We start from the raw sequence: 24963 nt of genomic DNA, 5'->3' as shown, positions 1-24963 counted from the left end.
GCGGTGCTGGCCAGGGGTTCCCGGCCTGACTCCAGACCATCAGGAGCGAGCGGGCGAAACGTCGGGTCGGGGGAGGATCCGCGCCCCGGGACCAGGGTCCGGCCGTCCGCGCAGACCAGGACTCCGGTCCTAGTACGGGCCCCGACCGTGGTCGGGCGGCTCGGCCGGCGCCCGGTGCCAGAATGGATCACCGGGGGGAAGGACGAGCGGCATGGGGGGCATGGGCATGGGGATGGGCATGGGTGCGGGTACGCGTGCGAGCACGACTACGGATGCGGTCGCGGATGCGGACGGGGGTGCGGACGGGGCCGGCGAGCGCGGGCCCTGGACGCGCAACGACGCGCTCGTGGCGGTAGCGGCCGGTGCCACCGACCTCGTGGGTTTCTCCCTGGGATCCTTGACCGAGGGCGGGTCCCTCAGCGTGACCGCGGCCGCCCTGCTGGTCGTCTCGGCGATGCCCCTGCTCGCCCGGCGCGTCCACCCGCTGCCGGTCCTCGCCGCCGTACTGGGCCTCGGCGCCCTGGTGAACCTCTCCGCCCCGCTGTCCCCGCACTTCAGCCTCACCCTCACGATCGCCCTCTACTCGGTGGTCAGGGTGAGCCGACCCGCCGTGGTCGCGGCGACGGTGGTCGCGGCGGTACCGCTCGTATCCGCGGGCCAACGCGGCTGGCCGCTGCCCTACGGCTGGTGGGGCCTGGCCGCGAACGCGGTGGCCGCCCTCATCACCGTCACCGCGGCCGTGGTGGTCAACCATCGGCAACGGGAGGCCGAGGCCCAGCGGACGCTGCTCGCCGACCGGGCGGTGGCCGAGGAGCGCCGCCGGATCGCGCGCGAACTGCACGACATCGTCGCCCACCACATCACCACCATGCAGCTGATGGCCGGCGGGGCGCGGGCCAACCTGGCGTACGACCCCGAGGTGTCCCGGGAGGCGCTGGTCACCCTGGAGGACTCCGGGCGGATGGCGTTGCGCGAGATGCGCCAACTCCTCGACGTGCTACGGGCAGGGGAGGAACCGGAACAGACCCCGCCGGCGCCGCAGCCCGGGGCGGACGATCTCGGCCGGATCATCACCGAGTCCCGGCTGGCCGGAACGGAGACCGAGTTCACCGTGGACGGGCCGGTCCGCCCCCTCCCGCCGACCGTGGGCCTCACCGTCTTCCGGATCGTCCAGGAGGCCCTGACCAACACCCGCAAGCACGCGGGCCGGGCGCGGGCCCACGTACGGCTCACGTACCGCGGGGACGAGGTCGGCGTGGAGGTGCGCGACGACGGAGCGGGAGCGCAGGCACTGCCCGCACGCCTCACGGCGCGCTCCGGGTACGGTCTGATCGGTATGCACGAGCGGGTCGCCCTGCAGGGCGGCACCCTGGAGGCCGCAGCCCTCGCGGGCGGCGGGTTCCGGGTGGCGGCCCGGATCCCTCTCCCGGTCCACGACCCCGCCTGAAGAGAGGAACCGTACGGATGATCCGCGTACTCATCGCCGACGACCAGCCGCTGGTCCGGCGCGGCCTGGCCCTCATCCTGGGCCCCGACCCGGAGTTCGAGGTCGTGGGCGAGGCCGAGGACGGGGCCCGGGCCGTGGCACTCGCCCACGAGGTGCGACCCGACGTGGTCGTCATGGACATCCGCATGCCGGTCATGGACGGGGTCAAGGCCACCGAGGAACTCGCGCGCACGCTCCCCGAGACCCGTGTCCTGGCCCTCAGCACCTTCGACATGGACGAGTACGTGGTCGCCGCCCTGCGCGCCGGTGCGTACGGCTTCCTGCCCAAGGACGTCTCCCCGGAGGAGCTGATCGCCGCGGTCCGCATCGTCCACACCGGCGAGGCAGCGGTCGCGCCGCGGCTGCTCAGCCGACTCCTCTCCGCCTACGTACGCACCCCCGCGCGGCCGCGCTCGTGGGCGGCCGAGCCCCCCCTTGAACTCACCCCGCGCGAGCTGGAGATCTGGCGGCTCATGGCCACCGGCCGGGGCAACGCCGAGATGGCCGCGGAACTGGACATCAGCGTCTCCACGGTCAAGAACCACATCACCGGCATCTTCGGCAAGCTGGGCGTGCGCGACCGTGCCCAAGCGGTGATCGCGGCGTACGAATCGGGCCTGGTGGAGGTCGGTAGCGGGAGCGGTTGATCACCAAGTGCCCGGAAGAGGGCCGGATTCCTCCTGCGGACCGCACCTCTGACCAGCCAGAACACTGGACGATTCGCCCGTGCGCACACGGGCCGGTCCATGGCACAGTGCGATCAGTCCAACCGTGCGACCAGGGAGCCTCCATGCGCGATCCGCACGCCACGCCGCTCACGGCCGCCCCCGAGTGCCTGCCGGAGCCCCGCCCGCTGCCCTGCTGCCCGGTGTGCGCCGGCGCACCGGAACGCATCTCCTGGCGCCAGCGGCCGGGGCGGGCGGTGACCCTGGTCTTCGACCCCTGCGGCCACCGCTGGTCCTCCCCGGCCCCGCCGGTCCTGGCGGTCACCCCGCCGCTCCCGCCCTTCTGACGGTCGTGGCACGTCGGTTGCACGTGCCGTGCCCCCTACACCCGCGAAATGGCGATGATCCACCGGGTGTTCCGCCGCGAGGCGCGCCTCCGCCCGACCCCCGTGCGGACGCCGGGCCCTCCCCTGCGGAACGTGCCTGACCCGCGCCGCCGCCTTGCGATGTACGACGTCAGACGCCGCGGGCCCGTCCGGCGACTTCCGGAGGAGACGTCCCCGCTGGTCCGGGGCGGGGGCCGGCGACCGCCTCGGCGAGCAGGCGGCGGCCGGCCGCCGTGGTGAGGGCGCCCCGTACCGCCGTGTCCCGTACGGCGCGGGCGGGCGCCGAGCGCAGGGTCCAGGCACGGGTGGCGAGGTCGGTGCGGGCGAGGACGCCCAGCGCGTCGGCCCGGCGGGCGCGGCGCCAGGCGGCGAGTCCGGCGTCGGTCGGGCCGCCGCGGGCGGTGGCGTCGGGCAGCGCCGCGGCGAGGGAGACGGCGTCCCGCAGCCCGAGGTTGAGCCCTTGTCCGCCGATCGGGCTGCACACGTGGGCGGCGTCACCGATCAGCAGTACCCGCCGCCTCCCGTCGTGCGCGGCGAGGCGCCGGTGCGTGCGGAAGGTGCTGGTCCAGCGACACTCGCGGACGGCCGCCGTCCACCCCCGGGCCGCCGCCTCGGCGGCGATGCCCTCCGGGCCGCTCGAGCCGCCGCCCGCCGTCCGGCCGTGCGGCAGGTGCAGCACGACCCGGGCCCAGCCGTCGAGGTGCATCGGGAGCACGACGAGCAGGCCGCGCGGACCGCCGACCATGTGGACCCGGGCCGGATCCAGTGAGGGATCCTCCACCCGCAGGTCGGCGAGCTGCCACGCGCCGGCGTACGTCCGGCCGCGGAACGCCGTGCCGGCCAGGGCGCGGAGGGTACTGGACGCGCCGTCGGCCGCCACGACCCAGCGGGCGCGCACCGGCCCGAGCGCGTCCGACCGTACGGTGACGCCGTCGGCGTCCTCGTCGACCGACCGGACGGCCGTCGAGCGGTGGACGCGCACCCCGGTGCGCTCGGCCTCCGCGGCGAGCAGACCCTCGGTCGCGCACTGCGGCACGGTGAGGATGTACGGGTACGGGGAGCGCAGCCGGGCCAGGTCGAAGCCGCCGAGCTGGCGCCGCCCCGACCACATCTCCACCGCGTCCACGCGTCGGCCGAGCGGGAGCAGGGATCCGGCCAGTCCGCTCGGGGTCAGGGCCTCCAGGGTCCGTGCGTGCAGGTCGGTCGCACGGGACTCGGTGACCGGTCCGGGACGGCGTTCGAGCACCACCACCCCGAGACCGGCCCGGGCGAGCAGCAGTGCGGCGCTCAGCCCGACCGGTCCCGCCCCCACCACTGCCACGTCGACGTCGTAGGCCACCATGACCCGCACTCTATCCAGGTCGCACCACTGCCCGACAGATGCTCAAAGATGCTTGGGAGAAGTCGACTTCGAGCATCATCTTTCATCAAGGCCCATCCGAGCGCTATCTTGCCGGGAGCATGCCAAGGAGCTGTGTCCGTGTCCCGGACCGCACGAGGAGCTGCCCCATGAGACTGCCAAGCATCCGCAGGAGCCAGGGTCGGCAAGGCCCGACAAGCAGCCGAGTTCACGCGGCACGGCGGCGGCGCAGGCGGCGCACCCCGGCCGCCGCCCTGCTCGCCGCCATCCTCACCGTGGCGGGGTTGGCCGCCGCCGGACCGGTCGCCTTACCCGCAGCGGCCGCCCCCGCCGTCTCTTCCGCCCCCGCCGGAGCCACGGCGACCGCGGGCGACGTCACCGGTTTCACCCGGTCCGGGAACACCTTCACCGTCACGGCATCCGGCGGAGCCAAGGCCCGGGTGGTCGTCGCCCGCGCCGACATCTTCCGTCTCTGGCTCTCGCCCGACGGGTCCTTCACCCACGACCCGGCCGGCACCGACCTCGCGCCCACCACCGATTTCGGCCCCGTGGCCACGAGTCACTCGGACGCCGGCGCGTACTACCGGATCACCACCGGATCCCTCTCCATCCGCGTCAACAAGAAGCCCCTGCGGTTCTCCGTCTTCCGCGCCGACGACACCACGCCCGTCTGGCAGGAGACCCGGCCCACCAGCTGGACCGGCGGCCGGACCACCCAGTACCTGGCCCGGGGCGCGGACGAGCAGTTCTACGGCACCGGCCTGCGGCTGGGCGAGTGGGCGCTGCGCGGCAAGACCGTCCCGATCGCCGTCGACAACAAGTGGCGCGAGAACGACAACGCCAGCCCCGCACCCTTCTACATGTCCACCAACGGCTACGGCGTCATGCGCAACACCTGGGCCCCGGGCTCCTACGGCTTCGACGCGCCCACCACCCTCACCCACGACGAGAAGCGCTTCGACGCCTGGTACTTCACCGGCGACTCCCTCAAGTCCGTGCTCGACGCGTACACCGACGTCAGCGGGAAGCCGTTCATGGCGCCGATGTGGGGCTTCGAGCTCGGCAACGCCGACTGCTTCAACGCCTCCAACCCCGACTACCAGGGCGATCACGACCGGCTCCGCCACCAGAGCACCCCCGACGTCGTCGGCTACGCGGCCGACGCCCGGGCCGCCGACATGCCCTCGGGCTGGTTCCTGCCCAACGACGGCTACGGCTGCGGCTACACCGCGCCCCTCAAGTCGACGGTGGACGCCCTGAAGGCCAAGGGCTTCCAGACGGGCCTGTGGACCTCCACCGGACTCGGCTCCATCGCCGACGAGGTCGCCGCGGCCGGCAGCCGCGGCGTCAAGACCGACGTCGCCTGGATCGGCGGCGGATACAAGACCGCCTTCCAGGGCGTCCAGCAGGCGGTCGACGGCATCGAGAAGAACTCCGACGCCCGGCGCTACGTCTGGACCGTCGACGGCTGGGCGGGCACCCAGCGCAACGCCGTCGTCTGGACCGGCGACACCCACGGCACCTGGGACGACATGCGCTGGCACGTCCCCGCCATCACCGGAGCGGGTCTCTCCGCCCTCAACTACGCGGCCGGCGACGTCGACGGCATCTTCGGCGGCAGCCCGCAGACGTACACCCGGGACCTCCAGTGGAAGGCCTTCACCCCGGCCTTCATGACCATGTCCGGCTGGGGCGCGACGGGCCCGTCCGCCGGCTACCAGGACAAACAGCCCTGGCGCTTCGCCGAGCCGTACCTGTCCATCAACCGCAAGTACCTCCAGCTCAAGATGCGGTTGATGCCGTACCTGTACACGATGAGCCGCGTCGCCCACGAGAGCGGCGTACCCAGCACCCGCGCCATGGTCCTGGAGTACCCCGACGACCCGGTGGCCCGCGGCAACCTCACCAGCGGCCAGTTCATGGCCGGCGACTCCCTCCTGGTCGCCCCCGTCGTCTCCGACACCTCGGTCCGCGACGGCATCTACTTGCCCGCCGGGACCTGGACCGACTACTGGACGGGCCGTACGTACGCGGGCCCGGGGTGGCTGAACGGGTACCGGGCACCGCTCGACACCTTGCCGCTCTTCGTCAAGGGCGGCGCCGTCGTCCCGATGTGGCCGCAGATGAACCACACCGGCGAGAAGCCCGTCTCCACCCTCACCTACGACATCCACCCGCGCGGCACCTCCACCTTCAGCCTCTACGAGGACGACGGCCGCACCCGCGCGTACCGGTCCGGTGCCTACGCCCGCCAGCGCGTCGACGTCACCGCCCCGACGGCCGGCCCGGGCACGGTCACCGTCTCCGTGGGCGCCCCCACCGGCAGCTACACCGGCAAACCGGCCTCCCGCGGCTACGAGTTCACCCTGCACGTGGCCACCGCACCCACCACCGTCACCCGGGACGGGACCCCCGTGCCGGGCCTGGCCTCCAAGGCCGCCTACGACCTGGCCGCGTCCGGCTGGTACTTCGACCCGGCGGACCGCTCCGGCGTCCTCTGGATCAAGACGCCCGACACGGCGGGCGCGTTCAGCGTCTCCGCCACCGGCACGAGCGTCCCCGCGGCCGCGGCCCTGCCCCCGTCCGCTCCGCTCGACCGGTCGGCATGGTCCCTGGTCCACGCCGACAGCCAGGAGACCGCGGCCGAGAACGGCGCGGCCGCGCGCGCCTTCGACGGGAACCCGGCCACCGTGTGGCACACGGCCTGGTCCTCGACGGAGCCCGCCCCGCTCCCGCACGAGATCCAGATCGACCTCGGCGCCCGCTACACGGTGGACGGCCTCGGCTACCTGCCCCGCCAGGACGGCGGGGTCAACGGCCGGATCGGCGGCTACGAGGTCTACGTCTGCGACACCGCCACCAACTGGGGGCCACCGGTGGCCAGCGGCGCCTTCGCCGACACCGCGGCCGCCAAGACCGCGGCCCTCACCCCGAAGAGCGGCCGCTACCTCCGCCTGAAAGCACTGACCGAGGCGGGCGGCCGCGGCCCGTGGACCAGCGCCGCCGAGATCACCCTCACCGGCCGGCCCGCCCCCTAACCCTCCCGATCACCGAGCACGGCCCGGCACTCCCGCCGGGCCGGCTCGCTCAGCAGTCCGCGCAGCCGTGTGAACAGGGCGAGGAGTTCGGCTCCCCACGCCTCGCGGAAGGCGGGATCGATCCGCGCGAGGTCGAGCTCGTTGGCCGCCGACAGCTCGGCGAGGTCCCGCCGGAGCTCCAGGGCGGGGGAGTGCACGCGGCCGGTGAACCGGTCCTGGAAGGCCGCCTCCTCGCCGGCGAGCGTCGGATACGAAGCCGCCCGGTCGCAGGCGGCGTACAGGTACACGATCTCCTCGGCCTCGTCGCCGATCACCGCGGCCAGTTCGGCCCGCCGGGCGAGCGGCAGCAGGGCGGTGGGGAAACCGTCCGTACCGTAGAACGCGTGGCACAGGCCCGCTCGCCGGAGCGCGGGCCGCGCCCCCCAGGAACCGAGGAGCCCCTGGACGCGTTCGAGGTGCGCGAGGAGGGTCCCGCCCGGATGGGCGATCTCCTGTGCTCCGAGCTTCCGCAGCCATGCGACGGCGTGGTCCGACACCGGCTCGTCCCTCCGGTCGATGGGGGCGGGCCGGGTGGGTCGACACCCGGCCCCGTCCGTGCCTGGGTTCCGGACCCCGTGGCGCGGGCAGGGACGGGTTGCCGCCCGGGCCCTGCATCGATCTTGATCCCATCCAAAACCCAAGTCAATCCTCCGATTTGCTCCCCACCTCCAAGCGATAACTTGGGCCTCATGACCCTCGACGATCTTCGTGTGTTCGTGGCCGTCTGCCGGGCCGGCAGCCTCAGCGCAGTGGCCCGCGACCTCGGCTGCACCCAGTCGGCCGTCAGCCAGCACGTCCGCCGCCTCGAGAAGCAGACCGGCACGAGCCTCCTGGAGCGCCACGCCCGCGGCGTGGTACCCACCGAGGCGGGCCGCATCCTCCAGGGGGCCGCCGCCGACGGCATCGCCGGACTCGACGGCGCCCTGCGCCGCGTGGAGGACCTCGTCCGGGGCGGCGGCGGCACGGTCCGCGTCACCACCGGCGCGACGACGGTGCGGCACTTCATGTCCGAGGCCGTCGTCACCTTCCGCCGCCGCCACCCCGAGGTGATCCTGGAGTTCCAGACCGAGAACTCCATCCGCAGTTGCCTCGACGCCCTCGCCTGCGACGACCTCGACCTCGCCTGGATCACCATCGGCGGCCCGGTCCGCGGCATCGAGCTGCGCCCCGTCATGGAACTGCCCTGGGTACTCGCCGTCGGCGCGGACGACCCCCTCGCCGCCCGCCCCCGCATCGACCCCGCCGACCTCGCCGACATCCGCCACATCCGGCTCCCCAAGAACTCCGCCTCCCGCGCCCACCTCGACGCCGCCTTCGCCGAATCCGGCATCCGGGTCAGCTCCGACACCAGCGTGGCCGACTGGGATACCGCCCTGCTGCTCGCCGAACTAGGCCTCGGACACGCCGTCGTGCCCGCGCTGCCCGGCTGGCGGGTGCCCGGCTCCGCCGGCCCGCTGCGCCTCGTGCCGATCCCCGCCCTGCCGCCGCTGGCGGTCGGCTGGGCCGTCCGCCGCTGGGCCGCCCTCTCCCCGCCCGCCCTGGTCTTCGCCGACGAGGTCGCCCGCAGCTGCCGGGCGCGCGCCGCCAGGCAGCAGTGACGCCACCACCAGCCCTCCGGCCGTCAGCGCGGCCAGCGCCATCAGCGCCACCAGCGACGAGCCGTCCTGTCCGGCGCTCGCGGCGACCGCGATCCCGAGGGCCGGGCCCACGTTCATGGCCGTCTGCTTGAGCCCCCCGACGACCCCGGCGTATCCGGCCGGGGCCTCGCCGACCACGGCCCCGGTGGCGGTGACCATGACGGTGGTGAACCCGGCGCCGAGCACCCCGAAGGCCACCGGGGACGCGGAGCCCAGCCCGGCGATGCCGGCAACGACCAGCCCCGTACCGGCCAGCGCGGTCCGCCGCGCACCGAACCGGCGCAACGCCAGGCCCGCCACCGGCGCCCCCGCCACCATCAGCGCGGTCAGCGGCAGCACCCGCACGCCGGTGGCGAGCGGGTCCAGTCCCTCGACGTCCTGGAGCTGGAACGTGGCCGTGAACAGCGCCCCGAACATGCCCGCGGAGACGATCAGCAGCAACCCGATCGAGGCCGCCACCGCCGTGGACCGGGCCACGGCGCGCGGGACGAACGGCAGCGCGGCCCGCCGCTCACGGCGTACGAACAGGGCTGCGAGTCCGGCAGCGGCGGCGAAACCGATGACGGTGGGCGCGGCGGTCCACCCGTACGCGGGCACGCCGACCAGCGCGTGCACGAACACCGCGAGGGCGGTGGCGAGCAGGGCGGCGCCGGTGAGCTCCAGCCGCCCGTGCCCGCGCTCCGTCCGCGGTGGCGCGGGGGCCCGTACGGCGAGCGTGAGCGCGGCGATCACCAGGGCCACCGGCACATTGATCACGAACACCGCCCGCCAGTCCCACCGCGCGACCAACAGGCCCCCGAGCAACGGGCCGGCCGCCGCGGCCAGTCCGATCGCGCTGGTCCGCACGGCGACTGCAGTGGCGAGCCGGTCGGGCGGGTACGCGAGCCGCAGCAGCGCCAGCGTCGCGGGCTGCAGCAGCGCGCCGAAGACGCCCTGCGCGGCGCGCAGCGCGATCACCCAGCCCACGCCGGGCGCGCACACGATGCCGGCCGACGCCGCGGCGAAGCCGAGGACGCCGACGAGGAACAGTCGGGGGTGCCCGTACCGGTCGCCGAGGCGCCCGGCCACGACCAGGAACGCGGCCACGGCCAGCAGATAGGCGGTACTGGTCCACTGGACCTGCGCCACGCTCGCCCCGAGGTCGCGCCGGAGACTCGGCTGGGCCACGGTCAGCACGGTGCCGTCCAGCGCGACGAGCATGGCTCCCGCCACGCTGACGAGGAGCGATGTCCGCCGCCTCATACGGGCTCCGGACCGAGGTGCGCCTCGACAGCGGCTCCGACGAGCCGCTCGACGCCGTCGACCGGCGCGCCGCTGAGGGCCAGCTGCAGACTGCCCCAGCGCCACAACTGCGCGATGCCGTGCAGGTTGGCCCACAACGCGGCGGCGGTGACGGAGGGTTCGGCCGCCCCGCTCCGGCGGACGAGCGTTACGAGGAGATCGAACATCGGGAGCGTCGACTCCCGCAGCCGCGGCCCCTCGGAGGGCCCCCGGCCCGTACTGTCCAGCAGGTCGTGCCGGAACATCAGCGCGAACATCCCCGCGTGCTCCAGCGCGTAGCCGACGTACGCGCACCCGATCGTTCGCACCCGTTCCCGCGGGGACAGCTCCGGCGCACCGGTCGAGGCCGCGATGCGCACCCCGAGATCCTCGAACCCGCGCCGGGCGATCGCCGACAGCAGGGACTGGTGGGTGGGGAAGTACCGGCGCGGCGCCCCGTGCGAGACACCCGCCCGGCGGGCGATCTCCCGCAGCCCGAGAGCGCCGGCGCCCTCGCTCACGACGAGTTCCACACCTACGTCGATCAGCCGCTCCCGGAGCGGTCCCTCTTGGTCCATGGACACTGTCTACCAGGGTGAGTAGACAGTGTCTACTCACCCTGACGTGCTGCGGACGTCCGGGCGGAGGTGTCGACGGAGCGTCAGGCCAGAGACAGGACGATCTTTCCCCGGGTGCGCCCGCCCTCGCCGAGCGCGTGCGCCCTCGACACCTCTTCCAGGGGGACCACCGCCCCGACCTCGACCCGCAGCCGGCCGCTGTCGACCAGGGAGGCGATCGCGCGCAGCGCGGCCTGGTCGGGCTCGACGAGCATGAACACCGCGCGCACCCCGGCCGCGCGGGCCCGGTCGGCGGGGAAGGTCTCGTCCGGAGGGACGATCGAGACCAGCGTTCCGCCCGGCCGCAGGGTGCTCAGCGAGCGGGACCAGTAGGCGGGCCCGACGGCGTCGAGGACGACGTCGACGCCGCTCACGGCCTCCGCGAAGTCCTGGCGGGTGTGGTCGACGAGCTCGTCGGCACCCAGCGCGCGCAGGAAGCCGTGCCCGGCCTCACGGGCGGTGCCGATCACGTACGCGCCCCGGGACTTGGCGATCTGCACGGCGAGGTGGCCGACCCCACCCGCCGCCGCGTGGATCAGGACCCGTGTGCCCGGCCCGATGCCGGCCGTGTCGACCAGGGCCTGCCAGGCGGTGAGGGCCGCCAGCGGAAGGGCCGCCGCGTGGATGTGGTCGAGCCGTGCGGGACGGTGGGCGAAATGGCGGGCCGGGGCCGTGACGTAGTCGGCGTAGGCGCCGGCCGGATGCGGGAAGCGCGGCATGCCGAACACGGCGTCGCCGGGCCGGAAGACGGTGACGCCCCGGCCGACCGCCTCGACGACGCCGGATACGTCGAAGCCCAGGGTGAACGGGGTCGTGGCGCCCGTCGAGAACACGCCGCGCGACCGGATCTTCCAGTCCGCCGGGTTGACGCCCGCGGCGTGCACCCGGACCAGGATCTCGGTCGGGCCGGGACTCGGCCGCTCGGTCAGGGCGAGCCGGAGCACCTCCGGTCCGCCGGGGCGGTCCTGGGTGACGGCTCGCATCATCGGACGGGCTTCGTGGGTCATGGCGATCGCTCTCCGGGGGAATATCCGTGGGTTCGTACCCCTTCGCCGGGGCACGTGCCCAGGCTGCCGTGAGCGGGAGGGACCAGATAGTGGCCCGATGGCCAACACCTGAAAGGATCGGGTCATGCACCACATCGGAGTCCTCGCCCTGGAGGGTGTGATGCCGTTCGAACTGGGCATCGCGGCCCGCGTCTTCGGAGCGGCACGCGACCCGGAGGGCAACCCCCTCTACTCCGTGACCACGTGCAGCCTGGACGGTCACCCGGTACGGACCGACGCCGACTACCGACTCGCCGTCAGCCACGACGCGTCCGTCCTGGCCGGCGTCGACACGGTGGTGATCCCGCCCTCCCGCGACCTGGGGCCGATCCGGACCGAAGGCCGCCTCCCGGACGCCCTGCGCACCGCACTCGCCGCCGTCCGTCCCGGCACGCGCATGGTGGCGATCTGCACCGGCACCTACGTCCTGGCCGCGGCGGGTCTCCTCGACGGCCGCCCGGCCACCACCCACTGGCGTGAGGCCGATCGGCTCCGACGGACGTTCACCCGGGTCCGCGTCGACCCCGACGTGCTGTTCGTCGACGACGGCGACGTCCTGACCTCGGCCGGGGTCGCCGCCGGCATCGACCTGTGCCTGCACATCGTCCGCCGCGACCACGGCAGCGCGATCGCCAACGAGGTCGCGCGCGCCTGTGTCGTTCCGCCGTGGCGCGACGGCGGGCAGGCGCAGTACATCCGCCGCCCCGTCCCCGCGCCCACGGCCGGCGGTACCGCGCCCACCCGCGCCTGGGTGCTGGAGCGGCTCGGCGACCCCCTGACCCTCGCCGACATGGCCGCGCACGCGAAGGTCAGCGTCCGGACCTTCACCCGCCGCTTCCGGGACGAGGTCGGAGCGAGCCCGGGACGATGGCTCGTGCAGCAACGGATCGAGCGGGCCCGGTACCTGCTGGAGACCACGGACTGGCCGGTCGACACGGTGGCCGCCCGCACGGGCCTCGGTACCGGAGCCTCGCTGCGCCAGCACCTGCGCACCGCCATCGGCGTCTCTCCCCACGCGTACCGCCGCACCTTCCGCGCGACGCGCGGAACGCGCCCGGCCCCGGAGGCCCGGTCCCGTGGTGCGGGGCATGATGGAGTGGCCGGGGAGGTAGGCCCAGTCTGATCCCGCGGCCCGGTGGAGGAGGTGCACGTGCCATGACGGAGCACGACGGCGGTCCGTCGGCGCAGAAACTGGAGGAGGGCCGGCTGCTCAAGGAGCTGGAGGCCATCCACCGCACGCGCCACGAGACCCTGTTGCACGGGTCCGACGACGCCCTGGTCACCCACACGAAGCGGATGAACGAGCTGGAGCACGAGTACGTGCGCCGCCACCCGCAGCGGGCCCAGACCGCGGGCCGCACCCGCTCGGGAGCCCGCGCCCGCAGCGCCGGCGACTAGGAACGGTGACCGGGCCCGGATGGGTGACCGGGCCCGGACCGGGCCTGTCGGACGGTCAGGAGACGGGGTCGAGGAGGGCGCCGAAGGCGGTCGGCAGGCGCTTCCACGCCTCCCGCCCGGCGGCGAACTCGGCTTCGGTCAGCAGGCACGAGTCGAGGACCTCCGCCAGCCCGTCGCGGTCGAGGCCGGGCGCGGTGAAGACCAGGTGCTGGCAGCGGTCGCCGTGCTCGGGATGCCAGCCCAGCGCTGCCGCCGCCCTGCGCACGGCGGGCACCATCTCCCACGCGGCGTCCGGCAGCGAGGCCAGCCACGGGCCGCTGCCCTCCACGCGGAGCGCGCCGCCCGCGCAGTCCCAGGCCAGCAGGGTGTCGGGGCGGTCGGCGAGCCAGAAGCGGCCGCGGCTGCGGGTGGCAGCGGCCACGAGGTCCTCCAGGGCCTCGTAGAGCCGCTCCGGGTGGAAGGGGCGGTGGCGGTGCCACACGAGCGTGGCGACCCCGGCCTCGTCCGCATCCTGCGGCAACAGCGCGCAGGCCGGATGCTGGGCGGCGGCCGCCGCCTCGACGTCGAATCCGGCGAAGGCCGCGCGCGCCAGCTCGCCGGACCCCGTCTCCACCCGGCGGGCGGTCGGCTGCAGCTGGGCCAGCAGGGCGCGGTCCTCGTCGCCCGCGTCCGCGCCGTCCACGAGCGCGAGGACGGGGGCGTACTCCAGCTGCCGGGCCCAGGTGTCCCCGACGGTCCGCCGGTCCGTGGGGGCCGCGGCGAGCCCGGCTTCGGCCAGGTCGTCCCCGTTGGCGAGGTACGGCAGGACGAGGGCGGGGTCGACGGCAGTGATCACATTGGTGAGCTCCAGGGCTTCGCCGCCGTGCGCGGCCACGACCTCGGCCATGGCGCGCGGTTCGACGGAGTCCCACAGTTCGACGGCGAGCCGGGTCAGTCCGTCCGCGGCGAGGCGCCACAGCTCGGGGAGCAGGTCCTCGCGCAACGCGCAACACGCGCAGCCGTTCACGAGCGGGGCCCCGCCCCGGGACAGCTCGCCCGAGGCGTCCCGCACCAGGCGCCGCACGGTGCCCCGAGCCGCCGTGGCCAGGTCGTGGTGGAGGGCGACGCTGCCCGGTACGGAGGCCAGCAGCTCCCGTACCGCGCTGCGGCGGGCGTCGCCGTGGAGCCCGCCGACGATGACGACGGGCAAGGTCACGGCTTGCTCCCGTAGCGGCGCTGGAAGCGCTCGACGCGGCCGGCGGTGTCCAGGACGCGGGCGGTGCCGGTGTAGAAGGGGTGGCTCTGCGAGGAGATCTCGACGTCGACGACGGGATAGGCGTGGCCGTCCTCCCACTCGACCGTCTTGTCACTGGTGGCGGTCGACCGGGTGAGGAAGGCGAAGTCGGCGGCCTTGTCGCGGAAGACGACGGGGCCGTAGGAGGGGTGGATTCCAGGCTTCACGGTGCGCTCCTTCGGGAGGGGTGGGGCGGGTCAGCGCTCTTCGCGGTAGTCGACGTGCCGACGGACGACCGGGTCGAACTTGCGCAGCACCATGCGGTCGGGGTCGTTGCGCCGGTTCTTGCGGGTGACGTACGTGTGGCCGGTGCCCGCGGTGGAGCGGAGCTTGACGATCGGGCGTACTTCGTTACGTGCCATGAAGGCAGTATACGGAAACGAATGTCATTTTCAATAGAGACCCGCGAGGGAGCGGTCTTTGCCTCGAATGAGACAATCTTGTATCGTTCGAGGCGAAGGAGGCTCACTCATGGTGAACGAAGAAGAACTGCTGGACGGCGCCGCCCGCGTCCTCGCCGGCGATCACAGCGCCTCGATGGTGCAGATCGCCGCCGGCATCGGCACCAGCCGCGCCACGTTGAGCCGCCGCTACGCGACCCGCGAGGCCCTGCTCAAGGCCGTCGCCGTGCGGGCGATCGAGGTCGTCGACGGGTGCCTGGCCCCGCTCGACCTGACCCCGAGCGCCGACGCGGCCGCCTTCGACGCCGCCATCGAGGAACTGGTCATCGCCCTGATGCCCGCCGCCCACCTCTACGGCTTCACCTCGCGCGACGCCACCGTTCTCGCGGACCCGGAGTTCCGGGCCGGCGTGGACCGGCAGGACCAGCGGGCCGTGGCCTTCATCGCCCTCGGCCAGCGGCTGGGCCGGCTGCGCGCGGACCTGCCGCCCTACTGGATCTGGTACTCGCTCTGGGGCCTGCTCGACGCGGCCGCCGAGGGCGTGCGCGACGGCCACTTCGCCCCGCGCCAGATCGGCCACCTGGTGCTGACCTCCTTCCTCAGCGGGACGCGGCCGCTCGCGCAGCCCCCCACCGGCGCTCCCGCGCCCTGAAAGTCCTCACCGCCGTGCGCGCCGTGCGCACCTCTGAACGGAACCTCATGCACACCCCCGCGCTGGACCCGCGCAGGTGGATCGTCCTGGCGATCCTCTCCGGCAGCCTCCTGCTCATCTCCATGGACACCACGATCCTCAACGTGGCCTTCCCCTCGCTCGTCGGCGACCTCCGGCCGGGCGCCGTACAGCAGCTGTGGATCATCGACGTCTACGCGCTCGCCCTGTCCGGACTCCTCGTCACCGCCGGGGCGCTCGGTGACCGTTGGGGGCGCAAGCGGCTGCTCATGGCGGGCTTCGGCATCTTCTCGCTCGCCTCGCTCATCGCCGTGTTCTCCACCGAGGCCTGGCACGTGATAGCGGCCCGCGCCCTGCTCGGCATCGGCGGCGCGGCCATCATGCCCGCCACCGTGTCGATCCTGCGCACCGTCTTCACCGACGCCAAGGAGCGCGCCTTCGCGCTCGCCGTCTGGGCGGCCGTCTTCGGCGGCGGCATGGCCTTCGGGCCGGTCGTCGGCGGACTCCTGGTCCAGGACTACGGCTGGCACTCCGCCTTCCTCCTCAACCTCCCCGTCGCCGCCGTCATCGTCGCGGCCGGCCTGCGCTACCTGCCCGAATCGCGCTCCCCGCGCAGCAGCGGCCGGTGGGACTGGTGGGGCGTCGGCCAGTCCGTCGTCGGCATGCTCGCCCTCGCGGGCGGAATCAAGCAGCTCGGCAAGAGCGGAATCGCCGACCCGCTGCCCTGGACCCTGCTCTTGGTCGCAGCCGCCCTGCTGACCGTCTTCGTGCGCCGCCAGCTGCGCCTGGACAACCCGCTGCTCCAGGTGCGGCTGTTCGCCAAGCCCGCCTTCAGCGTTGCGGCCACCGCGATCTTCCTGCCCATGGTGGGCATGGGCGCGATCCTGTTCCTCGTCACCCAGTGGTTCCAGTACGGCGAGGGCTACACCCCGCTGGAGGCCGGAGTCCGCCTGCTGCCGGCGCCGCTCGCGCTGATCGCCGCCTCGATGGTGGCCCCCTCGCTGATGCACCGCTTCGCCATCCGTCACGTGCTCGGCGCAGGGCTGGTCGTCCTGGCCGTCGGCATGGCCCTGCCCTGGACCTTCCAGCAGTTCACCGACCTCGGCTACCCGGCCTTCGCCGCCGCCCTGACCGTGATGGGCCTGGGCGCCGGCCTCGCCACCACCGTGGCCTCGGTGACCCTGGTCTCCGCGGCCCCCGCCGCCGAGGTCTCCAGCGCCGCCGCCATCGAAGAGACCTGCTACGAACTCGGTTCGGCCATGGGCGTCGCCGTCCTCGGCTCCACCGCGGCGGCCCTCTACCGGGGCAACCTGCCCGCCCTGGAGCTGGACGGCCCGAGCGCCGCGGCCGTACAGGGCTCCGTCGGCGAGGCCGCGCACACCGCCGAACGCATCGGCGGCGCCGTCGGCCAGGCCCTGCTCGACACCGCCTCGCACGCCTACACCCTGGCGATCACTCCGGCCTTCCTGTTGGCCGCCGTACTCGCGGTCGCCGCGGCGGCCACGACCTGGACGCTCATTCCGCGGGACCTGCAGCCCACCGAGAACCACTGACCCGGGCGGGCCGGACCGCGGGCGCGGCGGGCGCCGGGCCCAGGGTGGTGGTGCCGGGCGCCGCCCGGTGCCCCAGGCCCGTGCGGTACGCGTCCATGGCCGCCTCGACCCGGCCCGTACGCCGCAGCAGATCACCCAGCAGCCGGCACAGGTCCGCGAGATCGCCCGATGCCCCACTGCGCTCCAGCAGCGCCAACGCCTGTACGTAGTGCTCCTCGGCCGCCTCCGGCTCGCCGCGCTCCTCGGCCATCAGGCCGAGGAGCCGGTGCGCCCCGCCCGCGTGCACGGCGCCGTGGCTGTCCCCCAGCTCGAGCAGCGCCGAGAGTAGCCCGGCGGCCTCCTCGTACCGCCCGAGCTGGCGCAGTACGTCGGCCAGCTCGACCTCCACCTGCGCCGTGTAGAGCCCGGCGCGACGGGCCGACAGCATGTCCCGGGCGATGCGCAACTCGCGCTCTGCCGAGGCGAGTTCGCCGTTCTGCGCCTGGACGTAGCCGCGCATCCAGTGACAGTGCGCCAGATCGGTCCGCAGCCGCAGCTGCCCGTAGATCTCCTGGGCCTTCGCCAGGGAGGCGTCGGCGTCGGCCACCCGCCCCCCGGCGAGGAAGGTCCGGGCCACCTGCCGGTGCATGCCCGCCACCAGCGCCGGATCGCTGACCTGCGGAGCCAGCGAGAGGGCGAGCTCGGCGGCCCGGGCGGCCCGGGCGTGGGCGCCCATGTCAAGGTACGGCCCGATGATCGCGGCGTTGAGGAGCACCAGCGCCTCGGGATCGGCCAGCCCGCTCGAGCCGAGCTCGTCGATGGTGGATTCGAGCAGGTAGCAGGCGTAGCGCAGCTCGCCGGCGAGCAGGTGCGCGACGGCCCGGCCGCGGATCGGCCGGGCCCGTCGAGGGAGCGGCTCGTCCGCGAGGAGGCGCTCGGCCGTCTCGAAGTGACCGATCGCGTCGGGCAGTTCGCCGGACTCCAGCGCACAGTCACCGAGCCCGAGCCGGGCCTCCGCCTGCTCGGCGACCAGCCCGAGCTCCCCGGCCTCGGCGAGCAGCCGCCGATAGCGCGCGGCGGCTTCGTCGGCCGCGCCCGTGGCGAGCGTCTGCTGGGCATCGGTGAGGGCGAGCCGCAGCTCGGTCGCCAGGTGGGCGGGGCGGCCGGTGGCGAGCTCCTCGTACGAGGTGCCCAGGCGGGCGGCGAGGAAGCGCAGTGCGGTCTCGGAGGGCCGGACCTTGCCCGACTCCAGCGTGGAGATGTAGGCCGGGGTGTAAGAAGGCTCAGCCAACTGCCGCTGGGTCAGGCCGAGTTCGCCGCGCATGCGCTGCACCCTGCGGCCGATCCGGGCCGGTTCGTCCATGAAATCCCCCTGGTCGCTCGAACTCCCCAGTATTCAGCGGGAGCAGGCATTGCGCACGTCCCGTGCGCCACCTAGTTTAAGCAACTGATTCAACACGCTTAACAGACCATTTAACTTCCGTTCCCGGGGGAGTACTTCATGGATCCAGTCAGAGGTTCGGGCAGGCGTCCGGGCAGGCGTTCCGCCGTGCGCTCGGCGTGGCGCGCGGCCGTCGCGACGATCTGCGCGACCGCCGCGCTGGTGGCGGCCGGACCGGCCGGACCCGCCGACGCGGCCACCGCCCCGGCGGGGCCGCGCATCGAGGTCGAAATACCCGGGCCGGAGCACGGCGGTGACGCCGGATCGGGCCACGCCCGGGTACCGGCCGCCGGCGGCCCCGCCAAGGCCCCGGGCCGGCTGTCCCCGGCCGAGCGGTCGGCCGACGGCCAGGTCACCAAGATGATCGACAACGGCTCCACCGCCGATCGCCTCGACGTCGTGGTCATCGGCGACGGGTACACCGCCGCCGAACTGGCCCGGTTCCACACCGACGCCGAGCAGAAGTGGGCCGAGGTGACCGCCGTCGAGCCCTACACGACGTACCGGAACCTCTTCAACGTCTGGGCGGTCGACGCCGTCTCGCACGACTCCGGAGTCTCCGGCGACCCCGACCCGGCCACCGTCCGCGACACCGCCCTCGGCTCGTACTTCTGGTGCGAGAGCATCGAGCGACTGCTCTGCGTCGACCAGCCCAAGGTGGACGCGTACGTGGCGAAGGCGCCCGCCGCCGACCTCGTCATCGTCCTGGCCAACAGCGCCAAGTACGGCGGAGCGGGCTACAACGAGCCCAGCGCCACCCTCGGGTACGAGGGGATATCGACGGCCTCCGCGGGCCACCCGAAGTCCGGCCAGGTCGCCATCCACGAGACCGGCCACTCCCTCGGCAAGCTCGCCGACGAGTACTTCTACCCGGGCGTCCCGGACTACGAGAAGTACACCGGTCCCGAGCCCGGCGAATCCAACAGCTCGACCCTGCCGGCCGACCGCATGGCCGCGCAGCGGGCCAAGTGGTACCGCTGGCTCGGCGAGGAATCACCCGACGGCGGCACGGTCGGCGCGTACGAGGGCGGCAACTACTTCGTCACCGGGCTGTACCGGCCCACCGACAACTCCCTCATGCGGGTCCTGGGCAAGCCCTTCAACCTGCCCGGCGTCGAGTCGATGATCGCCGGGTTCTACCAGCACGCGCGGATCGTCAGCCCGCTCACCCCGACCGACCGCACCCTGCGGCTGCGCCACACGGCGAAGGCCTCCGTGCCGAAGCTGGCCGGCGCGGACGGCCGACAGCTCGTGGTCCGCTGGTACCTCGACGGCCGGGAGCTGAAGCGCTTCCAGGGCCGCACCGAGGTGTCGGTGGCGGAGCTGTGGCTCTTCGACTTCCGCACGCACCGCCTGACGGTCACGGCCGAGGACCGCACCGCATCGGTGCGCGACCCGAAGGTGGTGCGCACCCTGCGTTCCTCCGTCGACTGGAACGTCCGGCTCTGAATCCCTCTCCCGCGGGGTGATCGTCCGTCAAGCTCCGCTGTCAGAGGCTCCTCCTAGTGTGGAGACATCACTCGGGGAGCCTCTGAGAAGGAGCACAGACATGTCCGCCAACAAGATCCAGCACAAGGTGAACCACGTCGCGCTGGTAGTGGACTGTTCGGGTTCCATGCGCCCGCACCAGGGTCAACTGATCCGTGTCGTCGACGAGTTCGTGGCCGGCCTGAAGGCCGAGTCGGACAGTCTCGGTCACGAGACCCGGATCAGCCTCTACTCCTTCGACCACAAGGTGGAGAACCTGGTCTGGGACATGGACGTGAAGCACCTCCCGTCCATGCGGGGGCTCTACAAGGTGAACAACGGTGCGACCGCCCTCATCGAAGCCTCGCTGAAGTCACTGGACGACCTGGGCCACATCTGGGAGGAGTACGGCGAGCACAGCTTCCTCCAGATCGTGGTGACGGACGGCGAGGAGAACGCCTCCGGCGGCGACCGCCGGCACGACGGCGACATGACCATCCTCGGCCCCTGGCTGGACAGGATCGCGGCGAAGATGGGTGCGCTCCCGGGCCACTGGACGTCCGCGATCCTCGTTCCGAACTCCCTGGCGAAGCGGACCGCCCAGAACTACGGTTTCCCGGCCGGAAACATCGCCATATGGGATGCGGATTCCCAGGAGGGCGTGGAGGAGGCGATCGGCACCGTGCGCGCCGCCGCCACCAGCTTCCTGCGCGGCCGCGAGAAGGGGGTGCGGGGCACGAAGAACCTGTTCGCGGTCGGCCAGGACCTCTCGGTGGACGACGTGCGGGCGAACCTCGAACCGGTCCCGGCCGACAAGTACCGGCTCCTGAAGGTCGACGAGGAGGTCGCGATCCGCACCTTCGTCGACTCGCACCCGGGCGTGACGTACGAACGCGGGTCGTGCTACTACCAGCTGGGCACCCGGGTCCAGGTTCAGCCCGACAAGGAAGTCATCGTGGTCGAGAAGGACACCGACCGCGCGTACACGGGCGACGCGGCGCGCAGTCTCCTGTTCGGCACGGGCATCCAGGGGACCGTCTCCGTGAAGGCGGGGCGCAATCCCAAGCTGGAGGTGTACGTGCAGAGCCGTTCGGTCAACCGGAAGCTCAAGGCCAAGACGCGGCTGCTCATCATGCTCTGAACGAGCCCACCGTCACCGGGCCGGGCCGGCGAGGGCCGCGAACCCAGGGGTCAGAGCGGCAGTTGCTCGACCACGCTCGTGCCGCTGCCCTCCTGGGACTCCCAGGTCCAGGTCTCCTCCAGGCGCAGGCGCCCGTCGGGAAGCTCCGTCAGGAGCGAGGTGCAGTGCCCGGACGCGGTCGTGCCGTCGAGGCGGAGCTGGACGTAGCGGAAGTCGATGGTGCGGCCGGCCCGGGTGCCGACGAGATAGCCCATGGCCACGTCGCCGCCCCGGTATTCGGCCCAGACCCGGTCGTCCTGCTCGTGGTACTCGAACCGGGTCTGCCGGCCGACCTGGCCGGGGGACTGGTCGGCCACGGGGGCGAAGACGAGGCCGTCGAGCGAGCGCGCCACGGGTGACTCCTGGAGGAAGGCGATCCGGGGCAGCAGCTTAGATCCATGATTCCTACGGTCCAAGCCCGCGGCGGGCCCCCGAGACGGGCACCGGCCGGTGGCCGCGGCGACGGGGATCGCGGCGGACACCGGCCGGTGGGGGTGCGTGGGGGAGACGCACGGACTACATGGGGTCCATGCCCCGGTCGTCCATACGGCCCTCCTGCTCGCTCTGCTCCTGGAGGCGACGGGCCTTCTCCTTGAGCCGGCGGCGCTCCTCCGGGTCGGTGGACCGCTCGGCCGCGTCGTTCAGCTCCTTCGCCTTGGTGCGCATCTGCTGGGACCGGCCGCGGGACTCACCTGAAACGCTCATGATCGCTCCTTGGATCTGTGGGGGAGAGCGGGCGGATTCAGCGAACCAGTCCTGCCGTGCGCCCGCATCTCGAAGCGTCACCGAGTGTGAGTCGCCCCCCACCAACGGAGGACGGGGACGGTCAGTCGATGTCCGACCCGAGGGCGGTGGTGAGGGTGAACAGGGCCCCGTCCGGGTCGCGGAGCGTCACCCACCGCTCCACGGCGTTCGAGGTGATCTCCGAGACGGCCCGTCCGCCCAGCGAGACGGCGGCCTCCATCGCCGGACGGAGCTTCGGCACCCGGAAGTGGACGTGCCAGCGCGGCCGGGTGTGCGGGGAGTAGGAGGCGATCTCCACCGGGCCGCTGTTCAGGCGGGCGACGGGCTCGCCGTCCTGCCGCAGCACGACCTGGTCCTCCTCGTACGAGACCTCGCAGCAGCCGGCGCGGCCGGTGGCCCACTCCAGCACCGCACCGTAGAAGATCGCCGCGTCGAAGGCGTTCCTGGTGCGCAGTTCCAGCCAGGCGGGTGACGGACCCCTGCCCACCCGCCAGTCCGCCTCCACGTTGCCCTCCCAGATCCCGAAGACGGCGCCGTCCGGGTCGGCGACGAGCGCGGCGCGGCCGCCGGACTCGAAGGAGACCGGGCCGACCGCGATCGTGCCCGTCCGCTCCCGGATCCGGTCCACCGCCACATCGGCGTCGTCGACGGCGAAGTAGGGGGTCCAGGCCGCCGCGACCCCCAGGTCCGCGGCCAGCGCCCCGATGCCCGCGACCGGCACCCGGCCCTGGAAGGCCACCGAGAACGCCTCGCCGAGGCGGGTCGGGCGGAACCTCCAGCCCACGACCGCACCGTAGAAATGCTGGGCCGTGCCGAGGTCGCGCGTCATCAGGCTCACCCAGCACGGGGCCCCGAAGACTTCCTTCGTCGAAATCTCCACCGTTCGCTCCGTCCCTGGTGAGCCACCGCTGCCCCTCCCATTCTGGTGCTTATCGTGACGATCTTCGCGATCCACGACGGCGAATGCACACAGAAGGTGTCCGAGAATCACGCTCCGTGGCGATCCCCTCCGGTGGCGCGCGGCGATAGCCTCGGTTCCGGACGCGCCCGCAGCCCCGGAAGGCAGGTCTCCCATGGCCGCATCCCAGATTCCCGTGATCGACCTCGGGCCGTGGCGGTCCGGCGGGCCCGCGGCCCGCGCCCGTACGGCCGCCCGGGTCGACGAGGCCCTGCGCGAAGCGGGCTTCCTGCTGGTGGCCGGGCACGGCGTGGACCCGACGCTCCCGGCGCGGATCCGGGAGGCGGCGGGCTGGTTCTTCCGGCAGCCCGCCAGCACGAAGGCCCCGTACGCCGTCCCGGTCGGCGGCCGCGGCTGGCTCGGCCCCGGGGCGGAGGCAAACAGCTACGCGGAGGGGGCGGCCTCGCCGCCCGACCTCAAGGAGTCCTGGTCCTTCGCTGCCGATGACCCCACGGGGATCCCCTCCGTGGACGCCGAATGGTTCGCGCCCAACGTGTGGCCCACCGAAGTGCCGGAGCTCCGGCCCCTGGTGACGGAGTACCTGCGCCTGATGCGGTCCCTCTCCGACGAACTGTTGGAACTCCTCGCCGTCGCGCTGGGCCTCGCCGAGGACCACTTCACCCGCCACACCTCACACCCCACCTGGGGGTTCAACCTCAACTGGTACCCGGGCACCGAGATCGTCGGCCCGCCCCTGCCCGGGCAGTTCCGCATCGGGGCCCACACGGACTTCGGCACCGTCACCGTCCTCGACCGGCAGCTGGGCGCGGGCGGGCTCCAGATCCACACCGAGGCCGACGGCTGGCAGGACGCGCCCTACGACCCCGCGGCGCTCACCGTCAACATCGGCGACCTGATGGCCCGCTGGACCGGCGACCGCTGGCGCGCGGGCCGCCACCGCGTACTGCCCCCGCCCGCACACACCCCGGCCGAAGAGCTGATCTCCCTCGTCTACTTCTACGAGTGCGACCCGCACACCCGGGTGGAGTCGCTGCCCGCCCCGGTCGGCCGGATCGTGCACGAACCCGTCGACTCGCACACTTACCTGCGGGGCCAGCTCGACGCCATCAGCGTGGCTACGACTCAGGAGTGACCCGGCGCCCCCGACTCCCCCCGGGGGCTGACGGCCGATCCGCCTCAGAGGCTGACGATCCACCAGAACGGCGCGCATAGCGTGACGTTCATGAAGAACCGCAGAACCGCCGCCGCCCTGACCCTGGCCGCGATCCTCCTGCCCCTCCCGCTCGCCACCGCCGGCACCTCGGTCGCCGCGGACACCTCCGTGGCCGCCGGACCGGTGGGGACCGACGACCGCCGCACGACGGTGGAACTCCCGCGCCCCACCGGCCGGTTCGCCGTCGGCCGGGAGGACCTGCACCTGGTGGACCGCAGCCGCACCGACCCCTGGGCCGGATCCGGGCCGCGCGAGCTGATGGTCACCATGCGCTACCCGGCGCGCCGCGACAGCGGCCGGGCCACCCGCTACCTCACCCCCGAGGAGGCCCGGCTGCTGCTGGTCGACCGCGGACTGGACCAGGTGATCCCGGTCGAGACCCTGACCGGCACACGGACCCACGGCCGTACGGGCGCCCGTCCCGTCGCCGGTCGGTACCCGCTGATCGTCCTCTCCCCGGGCTTCAGCGTCCACCGGGCCACCCTCACCGCGCTCGCGGAGGACCTGGCCTCCCGCGGCTACGTCGTCGCCTCCGTGGACCACGCGTACGAGAGCGTGGGGACCGCCTTCCCCGGCGGGCGCGTGCTCACGTGCCTGGCCTGCGAGAAGGTCCAGGACGAGGCCGGCTACCGGACCGTCAGCGACACCCGCTCCCGCGACGTGTCCTTCCTCCTGGACCGCCTCACCGGACGCAACCCCGTCTGGCGCCACGCCGGACTCATCGACCCGGGCCGCATCGCGATGGCCGGCCACTCCATCGGCGGCGCCTCGACCGCCGCCGCGATGGCCGCCGACGGCAGGATCCGGGCCGGCATCAACATGGACGGCGGCTTCTCCACGCCGGTCCCCGCGGCCGGACTCGGCGGGCGCCCCTTCATGCTGCTCGGCGCGCAGCAGCGCGGCCCCGGAGGCAACGCGAGCTGGGACCGCGACTGGCCGCTGCTCGACGGCTGGAAGCGCTGGATCACCTTCGCCGGCTCCGCTCACTTCACCTTCACCGACTTCCCGGCGATCGGCGAACAGCTGGGCCTGCCCGACGAGGAGGCCCCGCTGCCCGGTGGCCGCTCCGTCGAACTGACCCGGCGCTACGTCGGCGCCTTCTTCGACCAGCACCTGGGGGGCCGCCCGCAGCCCGTGCTCGACGGCCCGTCGCCGGACGCACCGGAGGTCGCCTTCCACACCCCCTGACCC

General features: G+C 73.4%; 24 protein-coding genes and 1 pseudogene. 13 read left to right on the top strand and 12 right to left on the bottom strand.

Going from position 1 to position 24963, the window contains the following annotated elements:
* Nucleotides 1-211 precede the first annotated feature (211 nt).
* The 3 genes from OG386_RS04445 (at nt 212) to OG386_RS04435 (ending at nt 2498) form a co-directional block, all read left to right on the top strand.
* On the top strand, nt 212-1447 hold the full coding sequence (locus OG386_RS04445) for a sensor histidine kinase (RefSeq protein ID WP_328786839.1): 1236 nt from the start codon (nt 212-214) through the stop codon (nt 1445-1447).
* Nucleotides 1448-1464: 17 nt separating this feature from the next.
* Nucleotides 1465-2133 (top strand): response regulator transcription factor, encoded by a 669-nt coding sequence (locus tag OG386_RS04440; protein WP_328786838.1) that lies wholly within the window; start codon nt 1465-1467, stop codon nt 2131-2133.
* Nucleotides 2134-2276: 143 nt separating this feature from the next.
* Entirely contained in the window at nt 2277-2498 is a 222-nt protein-coding gene (locus tag OG386_RS04435; RefSeq protein ID WP_328786837.1) for a hypothetical protein, read from the top strand.
* Between the two features lie 169 nt (nt 2499-2667).
* Here the strand turns inward: OG386_RS04435 and OG386_RS04430 are convergent, their stop codons facing one another.
* Complete coding sequence (locus OG386_RS04430; RefSeq protein ID WP_328786836.1) at nt 2668-3879, bottom strand: FAD-dependent oxidoreductase; 1212 nt, start codon at nt 3877-3879, stop codon at nt 2668-2670.
* 167 nt (nt 3880-4046) lie between these two features.
* Between OG386_RS04430 and OG386_RS04425 the strand changes: the two genes are divergently transcribed.
* On the top strand, nt 4047-6935 hold the full coding sequence (locus tag OG386_RS04425) for a TIM-barrel domain-containing protein (protein ID WP_328786835.1): 2889 nt from the start codon (nt 4047-4049) through the stop codon (nt 6933-6935).
* Here OG386_RS04425 and OG386_RS04420 read toward each other — a convergent pair.
* Nucleotides 6932-7471 (bottom strand): DUF6817 domain-containing protein, encoded by a 540-nt coding sequence (locus OG386_RS04420; protein ID WP_328786834.1) that lies wholly within the window; start codon nt 7469-7471, stop codon nt 6932-6934. The two genes, OG386_RS04425 and OG386_RS04420, sit on opposite strands and share 4 nt — an antisense overlap.
* A gap of 192 nt (nt 7472-7663) precedes the next feature.
* On the opposite strand from OG386_RS04420, the gene OG386_RS04415 reads away from it, so the two are divergent.
* Entirely contained in the window at nt 7664-8572 is a 909-nt protein-coding gene (locus OG386_RS04415; protein ID WP_328786833.1) for a LysR family transcriptional regulator, read from the top strand.
* Here the strand turns inward: OG386_RS04415 and OG386_RS04410 are convergent.
* The 3 genes and pseudogenes from OG386_RS04410 to OG386_RS04400 all read right to left on the bottom strand — a co-directional run.
* Nucleotides 8534-9853, bottom strand: a pseudogene (locus tag OG386_RS04410) (MFS transporter); the annotation flags it as partial. The gene OG386_RS04415 and the pseudogene OG386_RS04410 overlap by 39 nt on opposite strands.
* The gene (locus OG386_RS04405; protein WP_328786832.1) at nt 9850-10449 is read right to left on the bottom strand and encodes a TetR/AcrR family transcriptional regulator; all 600 of its coding nucleotides are present in this window, start codon (nt 10447-10449) and stop codon (nt 9850-9852) included. The pseudogene OG386_RS04410 and the gene OG386_RS04405, both read right to left, overlap by 4 nt.
* An 83-nt stretch (nt 10450-10532) precedes the next feature.
* Nucleotides 10533-11495, bottom strand: coding sequence for an NADP-dependent oxidoreductase (locus tag OG386_RS04400; protein ID WP_328786831.1), 963 nt, complete (start codon nt 11493-11495; stop codon nt 10533-10535).
* A gap of 124 nt (nt 11496-11619) precedes the next feature.
* On the opposite strand from OG386_RS04400, the gene OG386_RS04395 reads away from it, so the two are divergent.
* Together OG386_RS04395 and OG386_RS04390 are read left to right on the top strand one after the other, a co-directional pair.
* Nucleotides 11620-12657 carry a GlxA family transcriptional regulator gene (locus tag OG386_RS04395; protein ID WP_328786830.1) on the top strand — a complete coding sequence of 346 codons (1038 nt, stop codon included), beginning with the start codon at nt 11620-11622 and terminating at the stop codon, nt 12655-12657.
* Nucleotides 12658-12689: 32 nt separating this feature from the next.
* The gene (locus OG386_RS04390) at nt 12690-12932 is read left to right on the top strand and encodes a DUF6158 family protein (RefSeq protein WP_266607767.1); all 243 of its coding nucleotides are present in this window, start codon (nt 12690-12692) and stop codon (nt 12930-12932) included.
* Between the two features lie 55 nt (nt 12933-12987).
* On the opposite strand, the gene OG386_RS04385 is transcribed toward OG386_RS04390, so the two are convergent.
* From OG386_RS04385 to rpmG, 3 genes are read right to left on the bottom strand one after another with little or no spacing between them, the layout of a single operon-like run.
* Nucleotides 12988-14127: a CobW family GTP-binding protein gene (locus OG386_RS04385; protein WP_328786829.1), complete on the bottom strand. Its 1140-nt coding sequence runs from the start codon at nt 14125-14127 to the stop codon at nt 12988-12990.
* Entirely contained in the window at nt 14124-14372 is a 249-nt protein-coding gene (locus OG386_RS04380) for a type B 50S ribosomal protein L31 (protein WP_328786828.1), read from the bottom strand. The genes OG386_RS04385 and OG386_RS04380 overlap by 4 nt, the downstream gene beginning before the upstream one ends.
* 30 nt (nt 14373-14402) lie before the next feature.
* Complete coding sequence (gene rpmG, locus OG386_RS04375) at nt 14403-14567, bottom strand: 50S ribosomal protein L33 (protein ID WP_266607770.1); 165 nt, start codon at nt 14565-14567, stop codon at nt 14403-14405.
* A gap of 109 nt (nt 14568-14676) precedes the next feature.
* Between rpmG and OG386_RS04370 the strand changes: the two genes are divergently transcribed.
* The gene (locus tag OG386_RS04370; protein ID WP_328786827.1) at nt 14677-15258 is read left to right on the top strand and encodes a TetR/AcrR family transcriptional regulator; all 582 of its coding nucleotides are present in this window, start codon (nt 14677-14679) and stop codon (nt 15256-15258) included.
* A gap of 23 nt (nt 15259-15281) precedes the next feature.
* A complete protein-coding gene (locus OG386_RS04365; protein WP_328786826.1) occupies nt 15282-16829 on the top strand; it encodes an MFS transporter in 1548 nt (515 codons plus the stop codon).
* On the opposite strand, the gene OG386_RS04360 is transcribed toward OG386_RS04365, so the two are convergent.
* Nucleotides 16792-18171, bottom strand: coding sequence for a helix-turn-helix transcriptional regulator (locus OG386_RS04360; protein ID WP_328786825.1), 1380 nt, complete (start codon nt 18169-18171; stop codon nt 16792-16794). The genes OG386_RS04365 and OG386_RS04360 overlap by 38 nt on opposite strands.
* A 138-nt stretch (nt 18172-18309) precedes the next feature.
* Here OG386_RS04360 and OG386_RS04355 point away from each other — a divergent pair, with 138 nt between their 5' ends.
* Nucleotides 18310-19698: a M64 family metallopeptidase gene (locus tag OG386_RS04355; RefSeq protein ID WP_328786824.1), complete on the top strand. Its 1389-nt coding sequence runs from the start codon at nt 18310-18312 to the stop codon at nt 19696-19698.
* A gap of 100 nt (nt 19699-19798) precedes the next feature.
* Nucleotides 19799-20857, top strand: coding sequence for a vWA domain-containing protein (locus OG386_RS04350; protein ID WP_266607775.1), 1059 nt, complete (start codon nt 19799-19801; stop codon nt 20855-20857).
* A gap of 50 nt (nt 20858-20907) precedes the next feature.
* Here the strand turns inward: OG386_RS04350 and OG386_RS04345 are convergent, their stop codons facing one another.
* The 3 genes from OG386_RS04345 to OG386_RS04335 form a co-directional block, all read right to left on the bottom strand.
* Nucleotides 20908-21249 carry a hypothetical protein gene (locus OG386_RS04345; protein ID WP_189744741.1) on the bottom strand — a complete coding sequence of 114 codons (342 nt, stop codon included), beginning with the start codon at nt 21247-21249 and terminating at the stop codon, nt 20908-20910.
* A gap of 163 nt (nt 21250-21412) precedes the next feature.
* A complete protein-coding gene (locus OG386_RS04340) occupies nt 21413-21601 on the bottom strand; it encodes a DUF6381 family protein (protein WP_189744743.1) in 189 nt (62 codons plus the stop codon).
* A gap of 121 nt (nt 21602-21722) precedes the next feature.
* Nucleotides 21723-22469, bottom strand: a complete 747-nt coding sequence (locus OG386_RS04335) for a VOC family protein (RefSeq protein WP_328793164.1) — start codon at nt 22467-22469, stop codon at nt 21723-21725.
* 244 nt (nt 22470-22713) lie between these two features.
* On the opposite strand from OG386_RS04335, the gene OG386_RS04330 reads away from it, so the two are divergent.
* Together OG386_RS04330 and OG386_RS04325 are read left to right on the top strand one after the other, a co-directional pair.
* The gene (locus OG386_RS04330) at nt 22714-23691 is read left to right on the top strand and encodes an isopenicillin N synthase family dioxygenase (protein ID WP_328786823.1); all 978 of its coding nucleotides are present in this window, start codon (nt 22714-22716) and stop codon (nt 23689-23691) included.
* 90 nt (nt 23692-23781) lie between these two features.
* Entirely contained in the window at nt 23782-24960 is a 1179-nt protein-coding gene (locus OG386_RS04325; protein ID WP_328786822.1) for an alpha/beta hydrolase family protein, read from the top strand.
* Nucleotides 24961-24963 lie beyond the last annotated feature (3 nt).

It is taken from the genome of Streptomyces sp. NBC_00273 (assembly GCF_036178145.1).
Taxonomy (GTDB): domain Bacteria; phylum Actinomycetota; class Actinomycetes; order Streptomycetales; family Streptomycetaceae; genus Streptomyces.
The sequence above is the reverse complement of the archived record's forward strand: the minus strand, read 5'-3'. Positions and strand labels throughout refer to the sequence as shown.